We start from the raw sequence: 19,538 nt of genomic DNA, 5'->3' as shown, positions 1-19,538 counted from the left end.
CAGCGTACTGACGCTGGTTTTTTGGGTTACTTTTTCTTTTTAACCTTGGCGGCTTTCTTTTTCGCCTTGATTTTCACCGGATCTTTTTTCTTCTTCGGTGCTTTTGCTTCTTTATGTTTAGGTTCTAAGCCTTTAATTACACGGCGCTTAAGTTTTTGGTCGGTGTAACGCTCAACCTTACCTAAAATCTCAACATCGTGGGCTTCAACCAAGGAAACCGCGGTGCCTTTTTTACCAGCGCGGCCTGTACGACCAATGCGGTGTACATAAATATCTGCGGTGCGTGGCATATCAAAGTTAAATACGTGGCTGATATCCGCAACGTCGATACCACGGGCTGCAACATCTGTTGCCACTAAGATATTCGTCTTACCACTGTGAAAACTTGCCATCGCAGCCATGCGTTTGTCTTGTGGCATTTCACCACGTAGCCAAGTGGTTTTAATGCCTTTAGCAAATAGCTCACCAACGAGTGTTTCTAGGCGTTCACGTGTTTTTACGAAGATAACCGCTTTGGTTACTTCTTCGTCATCAAGCAGTTGTGCGAGCAAATTGACTTTGTGCTCGTAGTTATCTGCAAGATGAACCCACTGATGGATTTTACCTTTTTCTTTACGTGATGGAGTGGCTTCAAGTAGTGCTGGGTCTTGTAATATACGTTCAGCAAACTTCTCAACACTTTCGCCCTCAAGGGTTGCTGAGAACAAAAAGCATTGGCGACGGTTAACCGCTTCAGAGCAAATACGTAGCATTTCTTTTCGAAAGCCCATGTCTAGCATGCGGTCGGCTTCATCTAAGATCAGTAGCTCAACGTTTTCTGCGTGGAAGTTCTCAGTTTCAAGATATTCCATCAAACGACCAGGGGTTGCGATGAGGATATCATTGTTCTTTTCGAAGATTTCTTTGTGACTACCGTAATTAATACCGCCAGTTACCACGCCTATTTTAAGGTTAACACCTGCGGCAAGGAGTTCACATTGCTCGTGTATTTGATAGGCAAGTTCACGCGTTGGCGTCATGATAAGTACGCGGGCAAAGCCTGGCTCTTTGCGAGGAAAATCAAGCAAATACTGAATCGCAGGGATCAAGAATGCAGCGGTTTTACCCGTACCGGTTGGTGCGCTGGCGAGAATATCTCGGCCAATTAGCGCTTCAGGAATAGCCATCTGTTGAATGCTGGTGGGAGTATCGAAACCCATTTTTTTAATCGCACTAATCAGCTTGCTGTCTAAATCAAATTCAGTAAATTGCATATTGCATCACAAATAAAGGACAATAGCGGAATTATACGTTGCTATTGCATTTTCTCAAAGGTATAGGATGTCTCAGTTTGCATTTAAACAGTTTTCGGTGACTCAGCATCATGCAGCAATGAAGGTTTCGACGGATGGTATTTTGCTTGGCGCATGGGTTCCACTCGCTGAAGCCAACCGAGTTGTTGATGTCGGAACGGGAACTGGGCTTATCGCATTGATGTGTAAACAGCGAAGTCCAATGAGCACAGTCCATGCGGTTGAGCTTGATGACGATGCGTTAAAGGATGCAGAGTTTAATATCAAGCACAGCCCGTGGCCTGATATTGAGCTACATCGCTGTGCAATACAAGAGTTTGATAGCGAGCTGCGCTTTGACCTCATGGTATCAAACCCACCTTACTTCAACGCGAGTTTGAAAGGAGAAAATCAAGCGAGAAATAGAGCTAGACACACGGACAGCCTAAGTTTTGATGCGCTGCTTGATGCCTTCGAAAAGTTCACATCGGATGCTGGGCAACTTGCGGTAATTTTACCCTATCAAGAGAGTTTGCTCTTTTGTCAGCTTGCCAAAGCGCGAAATTGGTTTCTTGTTTCAAGCTGTGCGATTAAAACTACCCCGAGTAAATCTTACTCTCGCAGATTGCTACTGATAGGCAAACAAAGCATAGCACAACCAAGTCATGAGCAATCGTTGGTGATATACGATTTAGATAACCAATATACGAATGATTTTGTTTCTTTATGTCATGAGTTTTACCTAAAAATGTGATGGATATTTTTTGCTCGTATCGTGATTTATCTTCTACACTTTAGCTGAGAAATAGTCAGAATCATCGTGTCAAAAGTGCAGTCTGATTTACGTGTACTTAGCTGGTTTAATTCGCTTGTGTAGGTGTTCATGAAAAAAGCCGAGATCCCAAATAACGAAGAAAATCGTCTCAAAGCGCTGCGCGAATATAAGGTATTGGATACTGCTGCAGAAGCAAATCTTGATGAAATTACGCAGCTGGTGTCAGAGATCTGTGAAACGCCTATCGCGCTTATTAGCTTGATAGACACAAATCGCCAATGGTTTAAGTCTAAAGTGGGGCTGGAGGTGGATGAAACCCATCGAGATATCTCCTTTTGTTCTCATGCAATTTTGCAAGAAGATGTATTTGAGGTGCAAGACGCCCTAGAAGATGAGCGCTTTTTTGACAATCCACTGGTTACTGGTGGCCCGAAAATCCGCCATTACTCCGGTGCACCGCTGATTAGCTCAGGCGGCTATAAGGTAGGCACTATTTGCGCTATCAGTGATAAGCCCAAAAAACTCACCGATTTGCAAAGGAAAACACTCGCCACCTTGGGTCGTCAGGTAATTCGGCAACTTGAACTGCGCAGAGAAGTAAACGTACTTAAACTGCTCAATGATTCCAAAGACAATTTCTTATCTGATATCAGCCATGAACTGCACACCCAACTTAATGCCATCATTGGTTTTAATGATGTGGTACTCAACTCAGCTGAAGCTGAAGGGTTTTCTGAATCTACGACAAGCTACTTGCAAAATATAGAAACAGGGGGAAGTAAACTGCTTACTGTCATTGATTCCGTTTTAGAGCTTGAGCTCATTGAAGGTGAAAAAGTTCAATTTGAACCTATTCTTTGTTCATTACCCGATTTACTCAAACAGTCAGTTGCTCGCTTTGCCACTGAGGCAAAACAACACGATATTACTATTACGCACTCTATTGCTGGCGTCTACAAAGGCGAGGCTTTGATGCTCGATAAGGATAAAGTGTCGCGCGTTATAGAGACTTTACTCGACACTGCAATTCAGAGCAGCGAGGCTGGGCAAGAAGTGGTACTCAGAGCATATGTCATTGGTAATGAAATACAGTTTATTGTAAAAGATAGTGGTAAAGGCCTTTCAGCGCTTGAGCAAAGTAATCTGTTTGACCGTTTTAGTATGTTTGAGGGCAGAGGAAACTTAGGGGTTGGGTTAAGCCTATGTGTAACTAAAGCACTTATTGATATTATGGGGGGGCGGATCAGTGTCTCCAGTCAAGAGGGCGAAGGAACTGAGGTAGTGTTTATTATTCCGTGCCGAAGTGAAAGTGGAGTAAAAGTCGCTTCGCCACCAAAAACAGAGCATATCGCCATTTTCTATCATCAAATTGGTGTAATAGAAGACAATCCGCTTAATCAGCTACTGATCACTGCGATACTCGACAAACTGAATTGTAGTTTTGATATTTTCGAATCTGCTGAAGCCTATTTTGAAGTGGCAAAAGAAAAACACTTTGACATCATTTTTATGGATGTGAATCTTCCGGGTATGAGTGGTACAGAGGCCGCACATTTAATCAAACAAGAAAATTCAAGGTTACCGATCTTGGCGATAACCGCTGATATTTTCTTAACTCAAGCTCAAAATGAAGTTTTTGATAATGTGATCCATAAGCCGTACAAGCTATCTCAAATTGAGGCCGCATTGAGCCAGTTTTATAAGTAATAACACGGCCTTGAATTACATTAATTAGTATTAACGCTTACTACGCTAAATATCTAATTCGGCGTATTCCGTCATGATTTGCTCTATCCAAGTCGCGATACGCTCGTCGCTTTTGTCGTATTGACTGTCTTCATCTAATGCCAGACCAACAAACTGACTTTTATCTTCGGTCAGTGCTTTTGACGCTTCAAATTCATAGTCGTCTGAATTTGGCCAGTAGCCTAAAAAAGTGGCGCCTTGAGGGGCAATTTTTTCGTGTAGCATGCCGAGCGCATCTTGAAACCATTCACCATAACCTTGTTGGTCACCCATGCCGAATAGCGCTATCACTTTGTTGCTCAGATCAACGCTGTCGATATCGTCCCAGTGAGACTCCCAGTCTTCCTGAAGTTCGCCGAAGTCCCATGTGGAGATACCAAAAATGAGGAAGTCAAAATGCTCAGCTTGTTTTAGCGGCTCGTCCTTAATATTAAATAAGGTAATTGTGTCTTTGCCGATGATTTCTTGAATCTTTTCTGCGGCCATTTCTGTGTAACATGTTGTCGAGCCGTAAAATAACCCAATTTGCATTGTATTTATCACTTTCAATTTGACTGGTATTATAGGTGGCAAGTCTACATCATGACGTTAATAATTAATACAGGTACTCTGTGAGCGAACACCAAGCAACTTCCCATACACTGTCCGATCCGCAATATATAGAAGCCTTTTTAGATGCGCTATTTTTGGAGCAAGGGCTCAGTGAAAATACCATAGCAGCCTATCGCAGCGACCTTGAAAAGTTTCTCTTATTTATAAAAGCTGAAACCTCGGTGTCTTCTTTACTGGCAATCACAAGTCAGGACGTCGAGGCTTATTTGGCACACAGAATAGACAAGGGCTTAAAAGCAAAGAGTAACGCGCGAGCCATCAGTGCATTAAAGAGATTTTATTTATATTGGTTGCGAGAAAAACAAATCGCGCAGTCTCCACTGGATACTATTGCGCAACCTAAAACAACATCGTCGCTGCCAAAAACCTTGTCAGAGCAAGAAGTTGAGGCCTTGTTAAATGCTCCTGATTGTGACGACCCGATGGGACTGAGAGATAAGGCAATGCTCGAACTCTTGTATGCCACGGGGTTGCGCGTGACTGAGTTAGTCGGGCTAAGAATGGAGCAAGTCAACATGAGACAAGCTGTTGTACTTGTGCGGGGTAAGGGAGGCAAAGAACGCTTAGTGCCTATGGGTGAAGAAGCATTGCATTGGATTGAACAATTTCTCAAAAAAGGGCGGGGCTTAATGATCAAGCATGCTACCGATTTTGTCTTTCCATCTAAGCGCGGTATAGGTATGACGCGACAAACTTTTTGGCATCGCATAAAACACTATGCTATTTTGGCAGACGTTAAGTCGCCGTTATCGCCACATACGCTACGTCATGCTTTTGCAACACATTTATTGAATCATGGCGCTGACTTGCGAGTTGTGCAAATGATGCTTGGCCATAGCGACTTGTCGACGACTCAAATTTATACACATGTTGCCAGTGAACGTTTAAAAACATTGCACCAGCAGCATCACCCAAGAGCTTAATTTTTGTTGCTTGGGAATTATTTATGGTTACTCCGGTCTTAGTGAGTAGCACAAAGGGGCGCGTGAACCCCTCAAATAACAGGTTTAGAGAGAACATAATGAAAAAACTAATAGTTGCCGCTTCACTGGCATTGAGCTTTGGCGCTTTCGCTGAGCAAGTTGAGGGTCCTGTCGCACCAACAGCACAAGTAGACCCAATTACAACGCAATTTAGCGGATTAGGTATAACGGTTAAGCAAATCAAAGATAGTCCGCTTGCGGGCTTAAAAACAGTGATCACAGATAAAGGGGTACTGTATTCAAGTGCCGATGGTAAATACCTAATTCAGGGCACTATGATTGATCTTGATAACCGCCGTAATATCACCGAAGACGCGTTGAGTGATGTGCGCCAAAAAGGTATTGCTGAATACGAAGACTCAATGATCGTCTACAAAGCGGAAAATGAAAAGCATCAAATCACGGTATTCACAGACATTACTTGTGGCTACTGCCGCAAACTTCACCGTGAACTAGAAGATTACTTGGCAGCTGGTATTACCGTGAAATACCTAGCTTTCCCACGTGGTGGTTTGCGTGGTTCAGGCTATGAAGACTTAAAAAATGTATGGTGTGCAAAAGATGCTGCGGCGGCACTTACTGAGGCGAAAGCTGGTGGTGAAGTGAAACCAGTTGAAAACTGCCAAGCGCCAGTAGCCGAGCACTATCAACTAGGGCAAAGCTTTGGTATTTCAGGAACACCAGCGATCATTCTTGAAGATGGTTCAATGATCCCAGGTTATCAACCTGCAGCAGCTATCGCACAAATGCTAGACGCAAATAGCCCTAAGTCATAATGACTCACGCTTAGCGATGGAGTTCGCGTTGAGAACTCGATAAGATAGCAAGATAAAGAATATAAAAGGCCATTTTGGCCTTTTTTGTTTTGTGAAAAAGTATGCATACAGAAATTAAACCAAGAGAGCGGGTTGATGACAGCCATTTACCGGCTTCACTACATCCCGTGATCAAACAGCTTTATGCTGCCAGAGGGGTTAAGTCGGTTGTCGAACTCGACAATAGCGCCGCAACCTTACACGATTTTAAATTATTTAAAGACATCGAGCTTGCAAGCCAAATTCTGGCTGAAGCACTTTCTTTGCAACAACAAGTGTTGATTGTTGGTGACTTTGACGCCGATGGCGCAACGAGCACCGCCGTATTGATGGAGGGGTTGCCTCAGTTTGGTTTTCAGCGTGTGGATTACCTCGTGCCGGATAGGTTTAGCTTAGGATACGGCTTAAGCCCAGCATTGGCCGAGCAAATCGTTGCTATAAAACCTGATTTGGTGATCACCGTAGATAACGGTATTTCCTGTATTCGCGGTGTCGAAATCGTGAAGCAGGCGGGTATTAAAGTGATTGTTACCGATCACCATTTACAAGGTGATGAGTTGCCGATTGCCGATGCCATTGTTAATCCAAATCGTCTTGACTGCGACTTTCCTTCAAAATCTATCGCGGGCGTTGGGGTTGCCTTTTATCTGCTGATAGCGCTGCGGCATTACTTACGGACGCAAAACTATTTTGTGGAACAAAATGTCGCGATGCCAAATTTGGCGACATTATTAGATATTGTTGCCCTAGGAACCGTGGCTGACGTTGTGGCTCTGGACGCGAATAACCGCACTTTGGTACACCAAGGGCTCGCCCGGATCCGCAGTGGTCAAACGCGACCAGGGATCCAAGCGCTTATCGAGGTTTCTAACCGTAATAATGCAAGATTAAGTGCCAGTGATTTTGGCTTTGCGTTAGCGCCAAGACTCAATGCCGCGGGGCGTCTTGACGATATGAGTTTAGGTATTGCTTGCTTGTTATCGAAAGACATTAACCAAGCCCGCCGTATTGCGTCTGAGCTTGATAGTCTAAATATAGAACGACGCGAGATTGAGCAAAGTATGCAGCAAGAGGCGCAAGCGGTATTGGAGCGTTTGGTACTTAAAAGCCAAGAAGTACCAGATGCCTTGTGTTTGTATCAAGATGATTGGCATCAAGGTGTGATAGGTATTCTGGCGGGACGCTTAAAAGAAAAGTATCACCGCCCGTGTATTATTTTTGCACAAGGCGACAACGGCGAGATAAAGGGCTCATGTCGTTCTATTGAAGGTCTACACATGCGCGACCTGCTGGAGTCAATCAATACCCAGCATCCAGAGTTAATTGTAAAATTCGGTGGTCATGCGATGGCAGCAGGATTGACCATTTTAGAGTCTGAATTTGCGCGGTTTAAACAGGTATTTGAACAAAACGTCAGTGCGACGCTGAGTGAAGAAGCAAAGCAAAGCATTCTGTTGACGGATGGTGAGCTGCCGGGCGATTGCTTTACCATGGATTTTGCTTTTGAACTACAGCAGGCAGGTCCGTGGGGGCAGCAATTTAGTGAGCCGGTATTTCAGGATGTATTTGAGTTGGTGCAGCAACGTATTGTTGGCGACAAACATCTAAAACTTGTGCTTAAGCATCGCTCGGGCCGATTGGTTGATGCGATAGCATTTAACGTTGACGTTCGGGCTTGGCCAAATCTCCAGGCAACCCATGCTTTATTTGCTTATCAATTAGATATTAATGAGTTTCGTGGTAAATATAATTTGCAGCTCATTGTGCGTGAACTTCAGGCGCAACCGAATTAATAGAGATGTGCGTACTGAGTTTGTTAAAAAACTCCCAAAATTCTCACTTTAAGGGATGCTAAGCGCGGTTATTATTTGATACTATTGGTCGCTTAAATCTATGGTCTGACCCGTTGTCAGACCTGTTTGTGTGAATTCACAAACCGACAAATTTAGTTCTGGAGTAATGGTAAATGTTTGAAGTGAATCCTGTGATTAACCAAATCAAGGAAATTCGCGAACGTACAGAGCTTCTTAGGGGGTATCTTTGACTACGCTCTAAAGCAAGAGCGTTTAGAAGAAGTTAATGCCGAATTAGAAGATCCCGCTGTATGGAATGAGCCGGAAAGAGCCCAAGCACTGGGCAAAGAAAAATCGAATTTAGAAGTGATTGTTGAAACCATCGATAATCTCGTGTCTGGTGCCGATGATGCAGAAGGTCTGGTTGAGCTTGCCGTAGAAGCCGAAGATGAAGAAACCTTCACTGAAGCAGAGCAAGAGGTCAACGGCCTTGTTGAGCAGCTGGAAAAGCTAGAGTTTCGTCGTATGTTCTCAGGCGAGCAAGATGCCAACGATGCGTACATCGACTTACAGTCAGGTTCTGGCGGTACTGAAGCCCAAGACTGGTGTAATATGTTGCTGCGTATGTATTTGCGCTGGGCTGAGGCGAAAGGCTTTAAAGCCGAAATCGTTGAAGCGACCGATGGCGATGTTGCTGGTATTAAGGGCGCAACAGTTAAAGTCACGGGCGAATATGCTTATGGTTGGCTTCGTACAGAAACGGGCGTACACCGCTTAGTACGTAAGAGTCCTTTTGATTCAGGCGGCCGTCGTCATACTTCGTTTGCTTCTGTATTCGTTTACCCAGAAATTGACGACAATATCGAAATCGATATTAATCCTGCAGATCTTCGTATCGATGTATATCGTGCATCGGGCGCAGGTGGTCAGCACGTTAACCGTACAGAATCAGCGGTACGTATTACGCACTTACCAACCAATACGGTAGTGCAGTGTCAGAATGACCGTTCGCAGCACAAGAACAAAGATCAAGCGATGAAGCAGTTAAAGGCGAAATTGTTTGAACTTGAACTGCAAAAGCAAAACGCTGAAAAGCAAGCCCAAGAAGATGCAAAATCTGACATCGGCTGGGGCAGCCAAATCCGTTCATACGTGCTAGATGATTCACGTATTAAAGATTTGCGTACAGGTATTGAAAATCGCAATACCCAAGCCGTACTAGACGGCGATTTAGACAAATTTATCGAAGCAAGCCTGAAATCAGGCCTTTAATCCACAAGCTAAACTAAGAGCTAAACAATGACAGATCACAATCAAGACGAAAATAAACTTATTGCTGAGCGTCGTGGCAAGCTAGATGCGATCCGGGAAAATTGCCCTGCGAATGGCCACCCGAACTCATTCCGCCGCGAAGACTACACACAAGATCTACAAGCTAAGTTTGGTGATAAATCGAAGGAAGAGCTAGTAGAACTTGATCATCATGTTTCTGTTGCGGGTCGTTTGCTTGCGAAACGTGGTCCTTTCTTAGTGTTGCAAGACATGAAAGGTCGTATTCAGGCTTATGCTTCAAAAGACGTACAAAAAGACCTAAAAGAGAAGTATGGTCAATTAGATATCGGCGATATCGTTGGTGTTAAAGGTCCGCTTCATAAATCTGGTAAAGGCGATTTATACGTCGACATGGTTGAGTATGAACTACTGACTAAGTCGCTACGTCCACTACCTGAAAAGTTCCACGGTCTGACTGACCAAGAAGCAAAATACCGTCAGCGTTATGTTGATTTGATCACTAACATGGATACGCGCGAAACATTCCGTATTCGTTCAAAAGTGATTGAAGGTATTCGCCGTTTCTTAGCTGAGCGTGATTTTATGGAAGTGGAAACGCCGATGCTACAGGTTATTCCAGGCGGTGCGTCTGCACGTCCATTTGTAACGCATCACAATGCGCTAGATATTGATATGTATCTACGTATCGCGCCTGAGCTATATCTTAAGCGTCTAGTGGTTGGTGGTTTTGATCGTGTGTTCGAAATCAACCGTAACTTCCGTAACGAAGGTTTATCTACGCGTCATAATCCAGAATTCACTATGATTGAGTTCTATCAAGCATACGCGGATTACAATGATTTGATGAACTTGACCGAAGACATGTTGCGCACCGTGGCACAAGACGTGTTAGGCACTACTACGGTTGTTAATACTGTGAAGAATGCTGAAGGCGAAGTGACAGAGACGATTGAGTATGACTTTGGCAGTGCGTTCCAGCGTTTGTCTATGGCTGATGCTATTTTACAATACGGCCCAGATGCTGAAGCACAAGCTGAAATCTTTAAAGATCCAGAAAACCACTTTGAAGCACTAAAAGCCTACGCTAAGAAAGTTCACGTTAAGATCCCTGAAAACTGTGTATGGGGCCCAGGTAAGTTCCTATGTGAAATCTTCGAAGAAGTCGCTGAGCACAGACTTATCCAACCAACATTCATCACTGAATATCCTTGGGAAGTGTCTCCGCTGGCGCGTCGTAACGATGAAAATCCATTTATCACAGACCGCTTCGAGTTCTTCGTGGGTGGCCGTGAGCTTGCAAATGGTTTCTCTGAGCTTAATGACGCTGAAGACCAAGCTGCGCGCTTTGCTCGCCAAGTGGAAGAAAAAGATGCAGGTGACGATGAAGCAATGCACTACGATGCGGATTATATTCGTGCGCTAGAGCATGGTTTACCACCAACAGCAGGTGAGGGGATTGGTATCGATCGCCTTGTGATGTTATTCACAGACTCACCGACTATTAAAGACGTTATCTTGTTCCCACACATGCGTCCTGAAGTGCAAGCTGAACAGTAAGTATTTTACGTAATCTGAAAGTACATTTAGAAAAGCGCCTTATGGCGCTTTTCTGTTATTTTCGTAAGATAAATCTCACAGTATTTTTAAATACATAGTTTTATTATGTAGTTATTGCCAACTCCTATTCATAATAAAAGTTGTTTCTCTTTTGAAACTAGATTATCCCAATTTCCTAACTAGTCTTTTTCAAGTTCTAATGCTGCGTTAAAAATAACAAATAGGGAATCCAATAAGATGAGCAATAATGAGTTTGAAAATGTTGATGAGCACGAGCAAGCGAGAATTTTATATTATCGGGCTTGCATCGCTGAGTTTCAGCAGCTTGGTTATCAAGAAGCATTTTTAGACGAAGTTTTGCGTCAACAACGTGCATTAAGAAATACCTACAGCGATCCTAACCCCCTACAAAATGAGTAAAAATTGGCGTTAGTGCCGAGTAACTAAGCAGACTGCACAATCTATCACCATTCAGTGCTTTTTTACAAGAAAAGTATTTGACATATTTTTTCTAACCTATATTATACGCCCCACAAGACGGAGAGGTGGCCGAGTGGCCGAAGGCGCTCCCCTGCTAAGGGAGTATAGGGTTTGTAGCCCTATCGAGGGTTCGAATCCCTCCCTCTCCGCCATTTTTAATGGTTGTCTTGTACGGACGCATAGCTCAGCTGGATAGAGTACCTGGCTACGAACCAGGCGGTCGGAGGTTCGAATCCTCCTGCGTCCGCCACTTTTCCTTAAGTGGTTAAATGATAAAGATAGGAAACAGGCGTTGGAGGTTCACCTTCAAAAAACACGTCCTGCGTCCGGCACTTTTCTTTCGGTGGTTAAATATAAAGAAGTTGGAAAACTATACATTCATAACGGACGCATAGCTCAGCTGGATAGAGTACCTGGCTACGAACCAGGCGGTCGGAGGTTCGAATCCTCCTGCGTCCGCCACTTCTCCTTGAGTGGTTAAATAATAAAGGTAGGAAACAGGAAGTCGGAGGTTCACCTTCAAAAAATACGTCCTGATTCCGCCACTTTTCTTTAGGTGTTTAAATATAAAGAAGTTGGAAAACTATACATTTATAACGGACGCATAGCTCAGCTGGATAGAGTACCTGGCTACGAACCAGGCGGTCGGAGGTTCGAATCCTCCTGCGTCCGCCACTTCTCCTTAAGTGGTTAAATAATAAAGGTAGGAAACAGGAAGTCGGAGGTTAACCTTCACAAAATACGTCCTGTATCCGCCACTTTTCTTTAGGTGGTTAAATATAGAGAAAGTTGAAAAACTATACATTCATAACGGACGCATAGCTCAGCTGGATAGAGTACCTGGCTACGAACCAGGCGGTCGGAGGTTCGAATCCTCCTGCGTCCGCCACTTTCTCTCAAGTGGTAAAAACAAAGAGAGAAACAAGCCGACGAAAGTCGGTTTTTTTGTGTCTAATATCCATGTAGGTGCAGGTTTACCCTGCGATCTTTTACGAAAGTTGAAGACGACGACGCTCGGAGGTTCACTCTCCACAACATACGTCCTGCGTCCGCCACTTTCTCTTAAGTGGTTAAAGAATGAAGGTAAAAACAGGCGGTCGGAGGTTCACTCTCCACAATACACGTCCTGCATCCGCCACTTCTCCTCAAGTGGTAAAATAAAGAGATAAACAAGCCGACGAAAGTCGGTTTTTTTGTGTCTAATATCCATGTAGGAGCAGGTTTACCCTGCGATCTTCTACGAAAGTTGAAGACGACGACGTTCGGAGGTTCACTCTCCACAATACACGTCCTGCATCCACTACTTATCTCAAGTGGTTAAAGAATGAAGGTAAAAACAGGCGGTCGGAGGTTCACTCTCCTCAATACACGTCCTGCATCCGCTACTTATCTCAAGTGGTAAAATAAAGAGATAAACAAGCCGACGAAAGTCGGTTTTTTTGTGTCTAATATCCATGTAGGAGGTTTACCCTGCGATCTGTTACGAAAGTTGAATATGATGGCGCTCGGAGCTTCACCCTCCACAATATACGTCCAACATCCCCTATAATATTTCGTGTAGGAGCAGGTTCACCCTGCGATCTATTACGCAAGTTGAATACGACGACGCTCAGAGATTCACTACTGCATGATTAAACTCTCGAAACACTTTTCATTTTTTTTCTGACTGATACCCTAATCGCGTATTTATTTAGAGAAAGCGTTATATGTTTCAATCACTCAGAATTTGTTTACTACTTGTTTTTTGTTGTGTTCCTTTAACTGTTGAAGCGCTTACATTAGGTGCTGAGCGCGCAGAAGAGTATTTACCTGTGTTAAAAGGTAAGCGCGTCGGATTAATCGTAAACCAAACATCCCGCGTTGACGACCAACATCTAGTTGATTACTTACTTAATAAAGAAGTGGATGTTAAAAAGGTCTTTGCACCGGAACATGGTTTTCGTGGTAATTATGATGCGGGCGCTAAAGTAGATGATGTAAAAGATGTGAAAACTGGGCTACCAATCATTTCGCTTTATGGCAGTAATAAAAAGCCAAGGCCTGAGCAGCTCAAAGATATCGATGTGCTTATTTTTGATATTCAAGATGTGGGGTTGCGCTTTTATACATACATCAGCACTATGCACCTCGCGATGGAAGCCGCAGCCGATGCAAATATTGAATTTTGGGTTTTTGATAGGCCAAATCCAAATATCGCATATGTTGATGGCCCATTATTAGAAAAACCATTTCAATCTTTTGTTGGTATGCATCCCATTCCTGTATTGCATGGCATGACCGTTGGCGAACTGGCGACTATGATTAAAGGAGAAGGTTGGTTAACCTCGCTTACAGCGCTACAGTTACGTGTATTTCCAATGCGAAACTATAGCGGTAACACTGAATACAGATTGCCGATACCACCAAGTCCTAACCTACCAAACCAACAAGCAATCTACTTGTATCCATCTTTGTGCTTTTTTGAAGCGACACCTATTTCTGTTGGTCGTGGAACGGATTTTCCATTTCAAGTTTTTGGCTATCCAGATCCTAAATTGGGCGAGTTTCAGTTCACTCCCCGACCAGTACTAGGTGCGGCTTCCAATCCTAAATTAAATGGTGTGACTGCGTTTGGCTTGGACTTAAGAAACAGCAATGTACGAGGTTTTGATCTAACTTGGTTTGTTGCTGCATACGCACAGTTCAAGCACGAGAATAAAGCGTTTTTTCAGTCCCCCGATTTTCTCGATAAGCTTGCAGGCACGGACAAAATCCGCAAAGCCATTGAGTCTGGCCAATCGGCATCAGAGTTGAGAAAACTGTGGCAGCAGGATGTACAAGATTTTTTAAAGCAGCGGAAAAAGTATTTATTATACCCGAGACTGTAAGGGTTTTTGCTAGAGGTAAACGGCAGCACGAGTCTGCCGTGAGCAGCTTAAGTCTTACTCGCTACGCAATACTTGCATGTTTTCATTGGCCTTATCCACGCGTTTTTGCCAATGCAGGTTTGATTGTGCAAGTGCAGTGAATAAAACATCAATAAGGTAGGCTTGAGAAGTACGAGACAGCATGCCTGAATGTTTAAGTGGCTCTCCTTCATTGATGCAATACAGTATCGCATCTGCCATTTCCGCAAGTGAGTGGCTACCATAACGAGAAATGGCAAGACATTTACAACCATTGTCCAATGCTTGATTAGTCAAGGTTAGCAAGCTCTTACTGGTTCCTGTATTGCTGATCACAATAAAAAGATCGTCCTTCCCCATCGTTGCAATAAAGCTAGATGCGCTGATTTCATCAACCTGAGCAATTGCCGGAATACCAAGCTTTTGGAGTTTCCAAGTTAAATCTTGGGCCATAGTGAAAGTACTACCAAGTGCACACACAATGACTTTTCGTGCGTTCTTCACCAACTGAATTGCGTTCTCAAACTGTTTTGCTGAGTTAAGTTTTCGAGTTTCGGAAATAACATTTTGCTGTTTTAGTTGTAATTTATCTGCGATTAACTCGATGGAGTCATTACTGGAAATTAACTCATCAATTGGTGCGCTGGTATCCGTTTGCTCGTTGAGCGCATCAACAACGGCAAGTTTAAATGCTGGAAATCCTTTATAACCCAGCTTTTGGGCAAATTTTACGACGCTAGATTGGCTGACACCGGCTTCGCGTGCCAGCTCAACGGAGGAAAGCGCACGGATTTTATCGCCCGAGTTCAAGGTAAAGTCAGCAAGCTTTGCTTCACTATTTGATAGTGATGGACGAAGTGCTTTTATTTTGACAAATGTAGACATGCGATACTCAATCCGAACTAAATTAATCTGTCCATATTATAGGTTCAATTGGAACGTTACGATAGACCAAAAAGGAATATCATTGCACAAAACACACTCATTGTACCAGTATTGGGGTTAAATGTTGACTTAAATTTAATTTAGTCGCAAAGACTTGGTGTTTTAAACCGCTTAACTTAAGCTAAGTGTTTTGAATTTATAGATTAAACTATATGGCTTGGTACTCGATTTTGCCACCTTTGATTGCAATTGCAGTCGTGTTTTGGCGTAAAGAAGTGATTATCGCATTGATTTTAGCGCTAGTTTCTTCCGAATTTTTATTGGCTCTACATGGTCAGCAGTCACTAGTTGCCGGCACATTCGTAGGCAGTATTGAACGTGTTATTGAGGTTGCGACATCGGCAGGTAACAGCCGGATCTTGATTTTTAGTATAGTGATCGGTGCATTGCTCGCCTACATTAGAGAGTCAGGTGGAGTTGCTGCAACGGTGAATATGCTGCTTAATCGAGGCGTCGCTAAAAGTAAACGTCAGGTTGGCTTACTAACCATGTTTACTGGCACTGCAGTGTTCATCGAATCAAATATGAGTGTACTAACCTCTGGTATTGTTGCGAGGGGACTATTTGATAAGTTCAAAATGAGTCGGGCTCGTTTGGCTTATATCATCGATAGTACTAGCGCTCCTGTATGTATTTTGATTTTGCTTAATGGTTGGGGTGCTTATGTGCTTGGATTGCTGAGTAACTACGAACTTGAGCAGTCGGCAGTGAGTATTTTATGGGGTAGTGTCGCGTTTAATTTTTATGCGATTATTGCACTGTTAATTGTTCTCTATACGATTGTCTTTGATAAAGTTCATGGACCGATGAGGGCCGCAGAGCAAGAGTTAAAGCACCATACAGCTGAAATAAGTAGTGGGCCAAGTGCCACCAAATCGCGTTATATGCTGATCCCTTTATTAACGCTGATTGTAAGTATGATTGGATTTATGTTTTGGACAGGCGATGGTGTATTGGCAAATGGTAGTGGCTCTAAGTCAGTACTTTATGCCACAATTTTAGCTTCAACCGTTGCGTACCTGCTGCTTTTAACTGGTAAGAGGTTTAGTCATCATGAGCTAATGGATGTTGGCTTTAAGGGGATGGGGGAGCTGCTGCCATTAGTAAGCATTGTGTTACTTTCTTTGACTTTAGGCGCAAGTCTAAAAGAGTTGGGAACAGGCACTTTTGTTGCGTCTTTAGTTGGTGATTATCTGCCTATTTACTTGATAGTACCTGTACTCTTTATTACTGGTGCAATCATGTCATTTACAACAGGCACATCATGGGGCACCTTCGCTATATTAATACCGATTGGTGTGCCACTGATTCAAGCGCTTGGCTTGCCACCATCGCTTGTGCTTGGTGCTATTTTAAGCGGTGGTATATTTGGCGATCACTGCTCGCCTATCTCTGATACCAGCGCGGTATCGGCACTGGCATCAGGGTGTGACCTACTGACTCATGTTAAAACCCAATTACCCTATGCACTGGTGGGGGGCGTATTAGCTATTATCTGCTTCTTTATTGCCAGCCTTATTATGATTTAAGAGCGCCTGTTAGGGGCAAGCCAAAACTTGGTTTTGCCCTATACTTTCAATTGCAATAATTTGCCCTTGGTTGGCGGTCGACAGTGCTAGCATAACTGGCGTATTAAAATTAATAACACTGGTTTTTGGTTGCGGCATGGCGCTAAGTAAGCTCTGTTTTAACTCGATGAGAGTATGGGTATTACACTCTTCAATTAACCAAGCATCATCGTTAATCGCAACGAGTCGACCGTAACGCTGTTCTTGAACTTGTTGTTGCGCAGCCTCAAATCTAGCATCCAGCACTTTTTTCTGTTCGTCTATGCGGGCAAGATACTGGCCCTGCTCTAGCTCATGCGTTTCGATGTGTTGAAAATCTCCATAACTGACTAAATGAGCACTTGAGTTATATTCTTTATCAATATCAACATGTTGATTTTGATACCATAAGGTGAAAAGTAAAGCGACTGAACAAGTAACCGCGCTCCACTGCCAAGTTTCTATACAACCCAAATAATGATGGGCAAAGCTAACTAGTCGCACCTTGATGCGAGTAGCCAAAGTTAACGGTTTGTCCTGCTTGCTAGCTTGGTAAGCCGCTTTTAACTTGGCGTCAAATTTGTCTAAATTACTCATGATTTTCACCCACTTGAGACTTTAGTGTCTCTTTTGCGTATCTAATTCGAGTTTTTACAGTCTCTTGTGTGGCCCCTACAATTTGCGCTATTTCAGCTAAGCTGAAGCCCTCTAACTGTAAGCTTAGCGCCTCTTTTTGTAATAAAGGAAGTGCAGCAATTTGCTGGTATAGCCACTGTTCCTCCGATGTTTTTGTAAACTCATTGGAGTTGGTCATACCTACTTTACTATCTGTCAACTCAGAGAGTTTACCTGAGGCCCTGATTGAATCGATTAGCAAGTTACGTGCAATGTGAAACAAGTAAGCCTTGGGGTGACCCTGCTGTCGATAAGCGCTTTTCTTTTCGATGACTTTTAACCATGTTTTTTGACATATATCTTCTGCCGACGCCGCCTGTGTTTGTGTTTTTAGAAAGTGAAATAAATCACTTTGATAGCGCTCAATGACTTGCTCTAGGTATTTTACTTTACCCGTCGTCGCATATTCATAAAGCGGATCTTCTACGTTGCTGGTGGCGCGAGCACGCCACATTTTCAAGCTACTCAGCATAGGCAATCCTAAGTCTCAAGGGTCAACAGACCCTAATATCAATAAGCTAAATTAAGAAGTTTACTTCGTGACTCAGCGGCTCAAATTGATTACGTATCAATGGCTGTTATTGTTCCAGTGTAAACTCTAATACAACGCGCTGAGCGTATTGCGGCTGCGGTTTTCCATCAACAATAAGTGGTCTATATTTCCATTTCCTTAGTGCTCTGACAGCAGCCTGATCAAATACTCTTTTAGGCTCCGCTTTCGTCACTTTAACATCAATCACTTCGCCTTGTGGAGAAATGGCAAACTCCATTTCTACCCAGCCTTCCACTCCATCTCTAGCAGCCGCGGGCGGATAGTTAGGGTTGCTTCTAACAAGTGGAGTCGCTTGCCCATCGGTGGAGAATTGCAGCGTCATTGTGTTAGCAAACTTACCTAAATCTAAGCGAGGTGTCTCGCTACTAATTTGTAGATTATCTCCTGTATCAACGATATTTTCAGTAGGTCTAATCGGGGCCGTTATTGGTTTTGGTGGTTCTGGCATTACCCTTTTTTCTTCGACTGGAGAGTCCTCTCTATCCGCTGCAATAGTAAGATCAAATACTTCTCTGTCGATAATGGGGCGAGTGAGCTCTTGAGAGACCAAGTTTTGCATAAAGCCAAAGGTGGCAAAAGTAATAATAACTGCGCCAACAAGCGATAGTGCGAGTTTTGGAATTGCTGAATTAGGCTGTTGAAGAGTGGCTAATGTCGTCATGATTTTATCCCCGTTATGTTGTTTTCGTAAATAGAACGTTTGGGTAACGGAAACGGGGTGAAAGTTTTTAGATTTTTTTGATATGTATCTTGGTTTGGCCACAGGCCTTGGATTACAATGCACGAGGAGCAGAGTACATTATTTAATTTTTCGTGATCATAGGTTGTTATGAAGTTAGTTGAGATCAGCAAGGCGCGTTATCGCAAACATCTAAATCAAGTTATCATTGCTTGCGTTACAGCGCTAACAATCGGTAGTTTAGGGATTGCTCAGTTATTGATCCAATTATTTCCTGATGTTGATGGTAGCCATTTTCATTGGAATTTAACTGGTGTAGTCGTGACCTGCATCGTCATTGGGTTTGTGCTCAAAAAGCATAAGGCGCATCCCTTTATGACCGAAGTAAGTTATGTGTGGGACTTAAAGCAATCACTGAACAAAATCACCCGTAAAATGGCGAAGTTAAAACAGGCAGCGCAGCAGGGGGATGTAGATGCGATGACGGCGATTCAGTATAGCTATGCGGGATCTCGTCAGCTATGGCAATTGGATGACAATACCATAACGATGGATGATTTGGCGATGTGGCAAGCAGAGCTGGATTCACTGGCTAGCAAGTATCAAGTTGAAATAAAAGCAGAAAACTATAAAGAAACGATATTGAAACAGTACTAACAAAGCGGCTTGTTTCGGCGTTAAACTTTTTCACAATTTTTAATGTGACACTAACTATGTCAGAACGGTAAGATGAGAGTTAAGCTTTCTATTAAAGGAACAAATTGAACTGTGCTATTGCGTCATCAGTTCACCAGTTCACCAGTTCGGTTCTTATCAACTCTCTTTGCTCAATCTTAATTACCATAAACGTTGTAAATACCAACCCTGCCGATTATCTAGGACTGACATTATTTTACGTTTCCGTATCAACGTGGAGCCATATGGCTATA

General features: G+C 43.3%; 17 protein-coding genes and 5 tRNA genes. 16 read left to right on the top strand and 6 right to left on the bottom strand.

What is annotated here, in order from left to right; genetic code table 11:
- Nucleotides 1-26: 26 nt before the first annotated feature.
- Nucleotides 27-1,253: an ATP-dependent RNA helicase SrmB gene (srmB, locus tag GSF04_RS18345; RefSeq protein WP_010606189.1), complete on the bottom strand. Its 1,227-nt coding sequence runs from the start codon at nucleotides 1,251-1,253 to the stop codon at nucleotides 27-29.
- Between the two features lie 67 nt (nucleotides 1,254-1,320).
- Between srmB and GSF04_RS18340 the strand changes: the two genes are divergently transcribed.
- A complete protein-coding gene (locus GSF04_RS18340; RefSeq protein WP_211858277.1) occupies nucleotides 1,321-2,025 on the top strand; it encodes a methyltransferase in 705 nt (234 codons plus the stop codon).
- A gap of 129 nt (nucleotides 2,026-2,154) precedes the next feature.
- On the top strand, nucleotides 2,155-3,753 hold the full coding sequence (locus GSF04_RS18335; protein ID WP_211858275.1) for a hybrid sensor histidine kinase/response regulator: 1,599 nt from the start codon (nucleotides 2,155-2,157) through the stop codon (nucleotides 3,751-3,753).
- A gap of 45 nt (nucleotides 3,754-3,798) precedes the next feature.
- Here the strand turns inward: GSF04_RS18335 and fldB are convergent, their stop codons facing one another.
- Complete coding sequence (gene fldB / locus GSF04_RS18330) at nucleotides 3,799-4,323, bottom strand: flavodoxin FldB (RefSeq protein WP_211858272.1); 525 nt, start codon at nucleotides 4,321-4,323, stop codon at nucleotides 3,799-3,801.
- Nucleotides 4,324-4,403: 80 nt separating this feature from the next.
- Here fldB and xerD point away from each other — a divergent pair, with 80 nt between their 5' ends.
- The 12 genes from xerD (at nucleotide 4,404) to GSF04_RS18270 (ending at nucleotide 14,192) form a co-directional block, all read left to right on the top strand.
- Nucleotides 4,404-5,327, top strand: coding sequence for a site-specific tyrosine recombinase XerD (gene xerD, locus GSF04_RS18325; protein WP_211858271.1), 924 nt, complete (start codon nucleotides 4,404-4,406; stop codon nucleotides 5,325-5,327).
- A 98-nt stretch (nucleotides 5,328-5,425) separates the two neighbouring features.
- Nucleotides 5,426-6,163 carry a bifunctional protein-disulfide isomerase/oxidoreductase DsbC gene (dsbC, locus tag GSF04_RS18320; protein ID WP_010375978.1) on the top strand — a complete coding sequence of 246 codons (738 nt, stop codon included), beginning with the start codon at nucleotides 5,426-5,428 and terminating at the stop codon, nucleotides 6,161-6,163.
- A gap of 101 nt (nucleotides 6,164-6,264) precedes the next feature.
- Nucleotides 6,265-7,995 (top strand): single-stranded-DNA-specific exonuclease RecJ, encoded by a 1,731-nt coding sequence (recJ, locus tag GSF04_RS18315; RefSeq protein ID WP_193522601.1) that lies wholly within the window; start codon nucleotides 6,265-6,267, stop codon nucleotides 7,993-7,995.
- Nucleotides 7,996-8,168: 173 nt separating this feature from the next.
- Nucleotides 8,169-9,267, top strand: a protein-coding gene (gene prfB, locus GSF04_RS18310) for a peptide chain release factor 2 (protein ID WP_099030198.1) whose coding sequence is annotated in 2 segments (ribosomal slippage) — nucleotides 8,169-8,243 and nucleotides 8,245-9,267 — 1,098 coding nt in all. Because the reading frame shifts where the segments join, the coding sequence is not laid out codon by codon here.
- A 27-nt stretch (nucleotides 9,268-9,294) separates the two neighbouring features.
- Nucleotides 9,295-10,845, top strand: a complete 1,551-nt coding sequence (gene lysS, locus GSF04_RS18305; RefSeq protein ID WP_010375973.1) for a lysine--tRNA ligase — start codon at nucleotides 9,295-9,297, stop codon at nucleotides 10,843-10,845.
- Between the two features lie 237 nt (nucleotides 10,846-11,082).
- Nucleotides 11,083-11,265, top strand: coding sequence for a hypothetical protein (locus tag GSF04_RS18300; RefSeq protein ID WP_010375970.1), 183 nt, complete (start codon nucleotides 11,083-11,085; stop codon nucleotides 11,263-11,265).
- 119 nt (nucleotides 11,266-11,384) lie between these two features.
- Nucleotides 11,385-11,477 (top strand) — tRNA-Ser (locus GSF04_RS18295).
- 21 nt (nucleotides 11,478-11,498) lie between these two features.
- Nucleotides 11,499-11,575: transfer RNA gene (locus GSF04_RS18290), tRNA-Arg, on the top strand.
- 135 nt (nucleotides 11,576-11,710) lie between these two features.
- A tRNA-Arg gene (locus GSF04_RS18285) sits at nucleotides 11,711-11,787 on the top strand.
- Nucleotides 11,788-11,923: 136 nt separating this feature from the next.
- Nucleotides 11,924-12,000 (top strand) — tRNA-Arg (locus GSF04_RS18280).
- Nucleotides 12,001-12,137: 137 nt separating this feature from the next.
- Nucleotides 12,138-12,214, top strand: a tRNA-Arg gene (locus GSF04_RS18275).
- Nucleotides 12,215-13,031: 817 nt separating this feature from the next.
- On the top strand, nucleotides 13,032-14,192 hold the full coding sequence (locus GSF04_RS18270; protein WP_211858269.1) for a DUF1343 domain-containing protein: 1,161 nt from the start codon (nucleotides 13,032-13,034) through the stop codon (nucleotides 14,190-14,192).
- Between the two features lie 54 nt (nucleotides 14,193-14,246).
- On the opposite strand, the gene GSF04_RS18265 is transcribed toward GSF04_RS18270, so the two are convergent.
- Nucleotides 14,247-15,095 carry a MurR/RpiR family transcriptional regulator gene (locus tag GSF04_RS18265; protein ID WP_010375966.1) on the bottom strand — a complete coding sequence of 283 codons (849 nt, stop codon included), beginning with the start codon at nucleotides 15,093-15,095 and terminating at the stop codon, nucleotides 14,247-14,249.
- A 212-nt stretch (nucleotides 15,096-15,307) separates the two neighbouring features.
- On the opposite strand from GSF04_RS18265, the gene GSF04_RS18260 reads away from it, so the two are divergent.
- Nucleotides 15,308-16,684, top strand: coding sequence for a Na+/H+ antiporter NhaC family protein (locus GSF04_RS18260; protein ID WP_211858266.1), 1,377 nt, complete (start codon nucleotides 15,308-15,310; stop codon nucleotides 16,682-16,684).
- Nucleotides 16,685-16,693: 9 nt separating this feature from the next.
- Here GSF04_RS18260 and GSF04_RS18255 read toward each other — a convergent pair whose 3' ends face one another.
- The 3 genes from GSF04_RS18255 to GSF04_RS18245 form a co-directional block, all read right to left on the bottom strand.
- The gene (locus GSF04_RS18255) at nucleotides 16,694-17,299 is read right to left on the bottom strand and encodes a hypothetical protein (protein ID WP_211858264.1); all 606 of its coding nucleotides are present in this window, start codon (nucleotides 17,297-17,299) and stop codon (nucleotides 16,694-16,696) included.
- Nucleotides 17,292-17,849 (bottom strand): RNA polymerase sigma factor, encoded by a 558-nt coding sequence (locus GSF04_RS18250; RefSeq protein WP_130163599.1) that lies wholly within the window; start codon nucleotides 17,847-17,849, stop codon nucleotides 17,292-17,294. The genes GSF04_RS18255 and GSF04_RS18250 overlap by 8 nt, the downstream gene beginning before the upstream one ends.
- A gap of 106 nt (nucleotides 17,850-17,955) precedes the next feature.
- Complete coding sequence (locus GSF04_RS18245; RefSeq protein ID WP_211858262.1) at nucleotides 17,956-18,591, bottom strand: energy transducer TonB; 636 nt, start codon at nucleotides 18,589-18,591, stop codon at nucleotides 17,956-17,958.
- A gap of 168 nt (nucleotides 18,592-18,759) precedes the next feature.
- Here GSF04_RS18245 and GSF04_RS18240 point away from each other — a divergent pair, with 168 nt between their 5' ends.
- Nucleotides 18,760-19,266 (top strand): DUF3087 domain-containing protein, encoded by a 507-nt coding sequence (locus GSF04_RS18240; RefSeq protein WP_211858260.1) that lies wholly within the window; start codon nucleotides 18,760-18,762, stop codon nucleotides 19,264-19,266.
- Nucleotides 19,267-19,538 lie beyond the last annotated feature (272 nt).

It is taken from the genome of Pseudoalteromonas sp. A22 (assembly GCF_018141345.1).
GTDB lineage: Bacteria > Pseudomonadota > Gammaproteobacteria > Enterobacterales > Alteromonadaceae > Pseudoalteromonas > Pseudoalteromonas maricaloris.
This window is presented reverse-complemented; position numbering and strand designations above follow the sequence as displayed.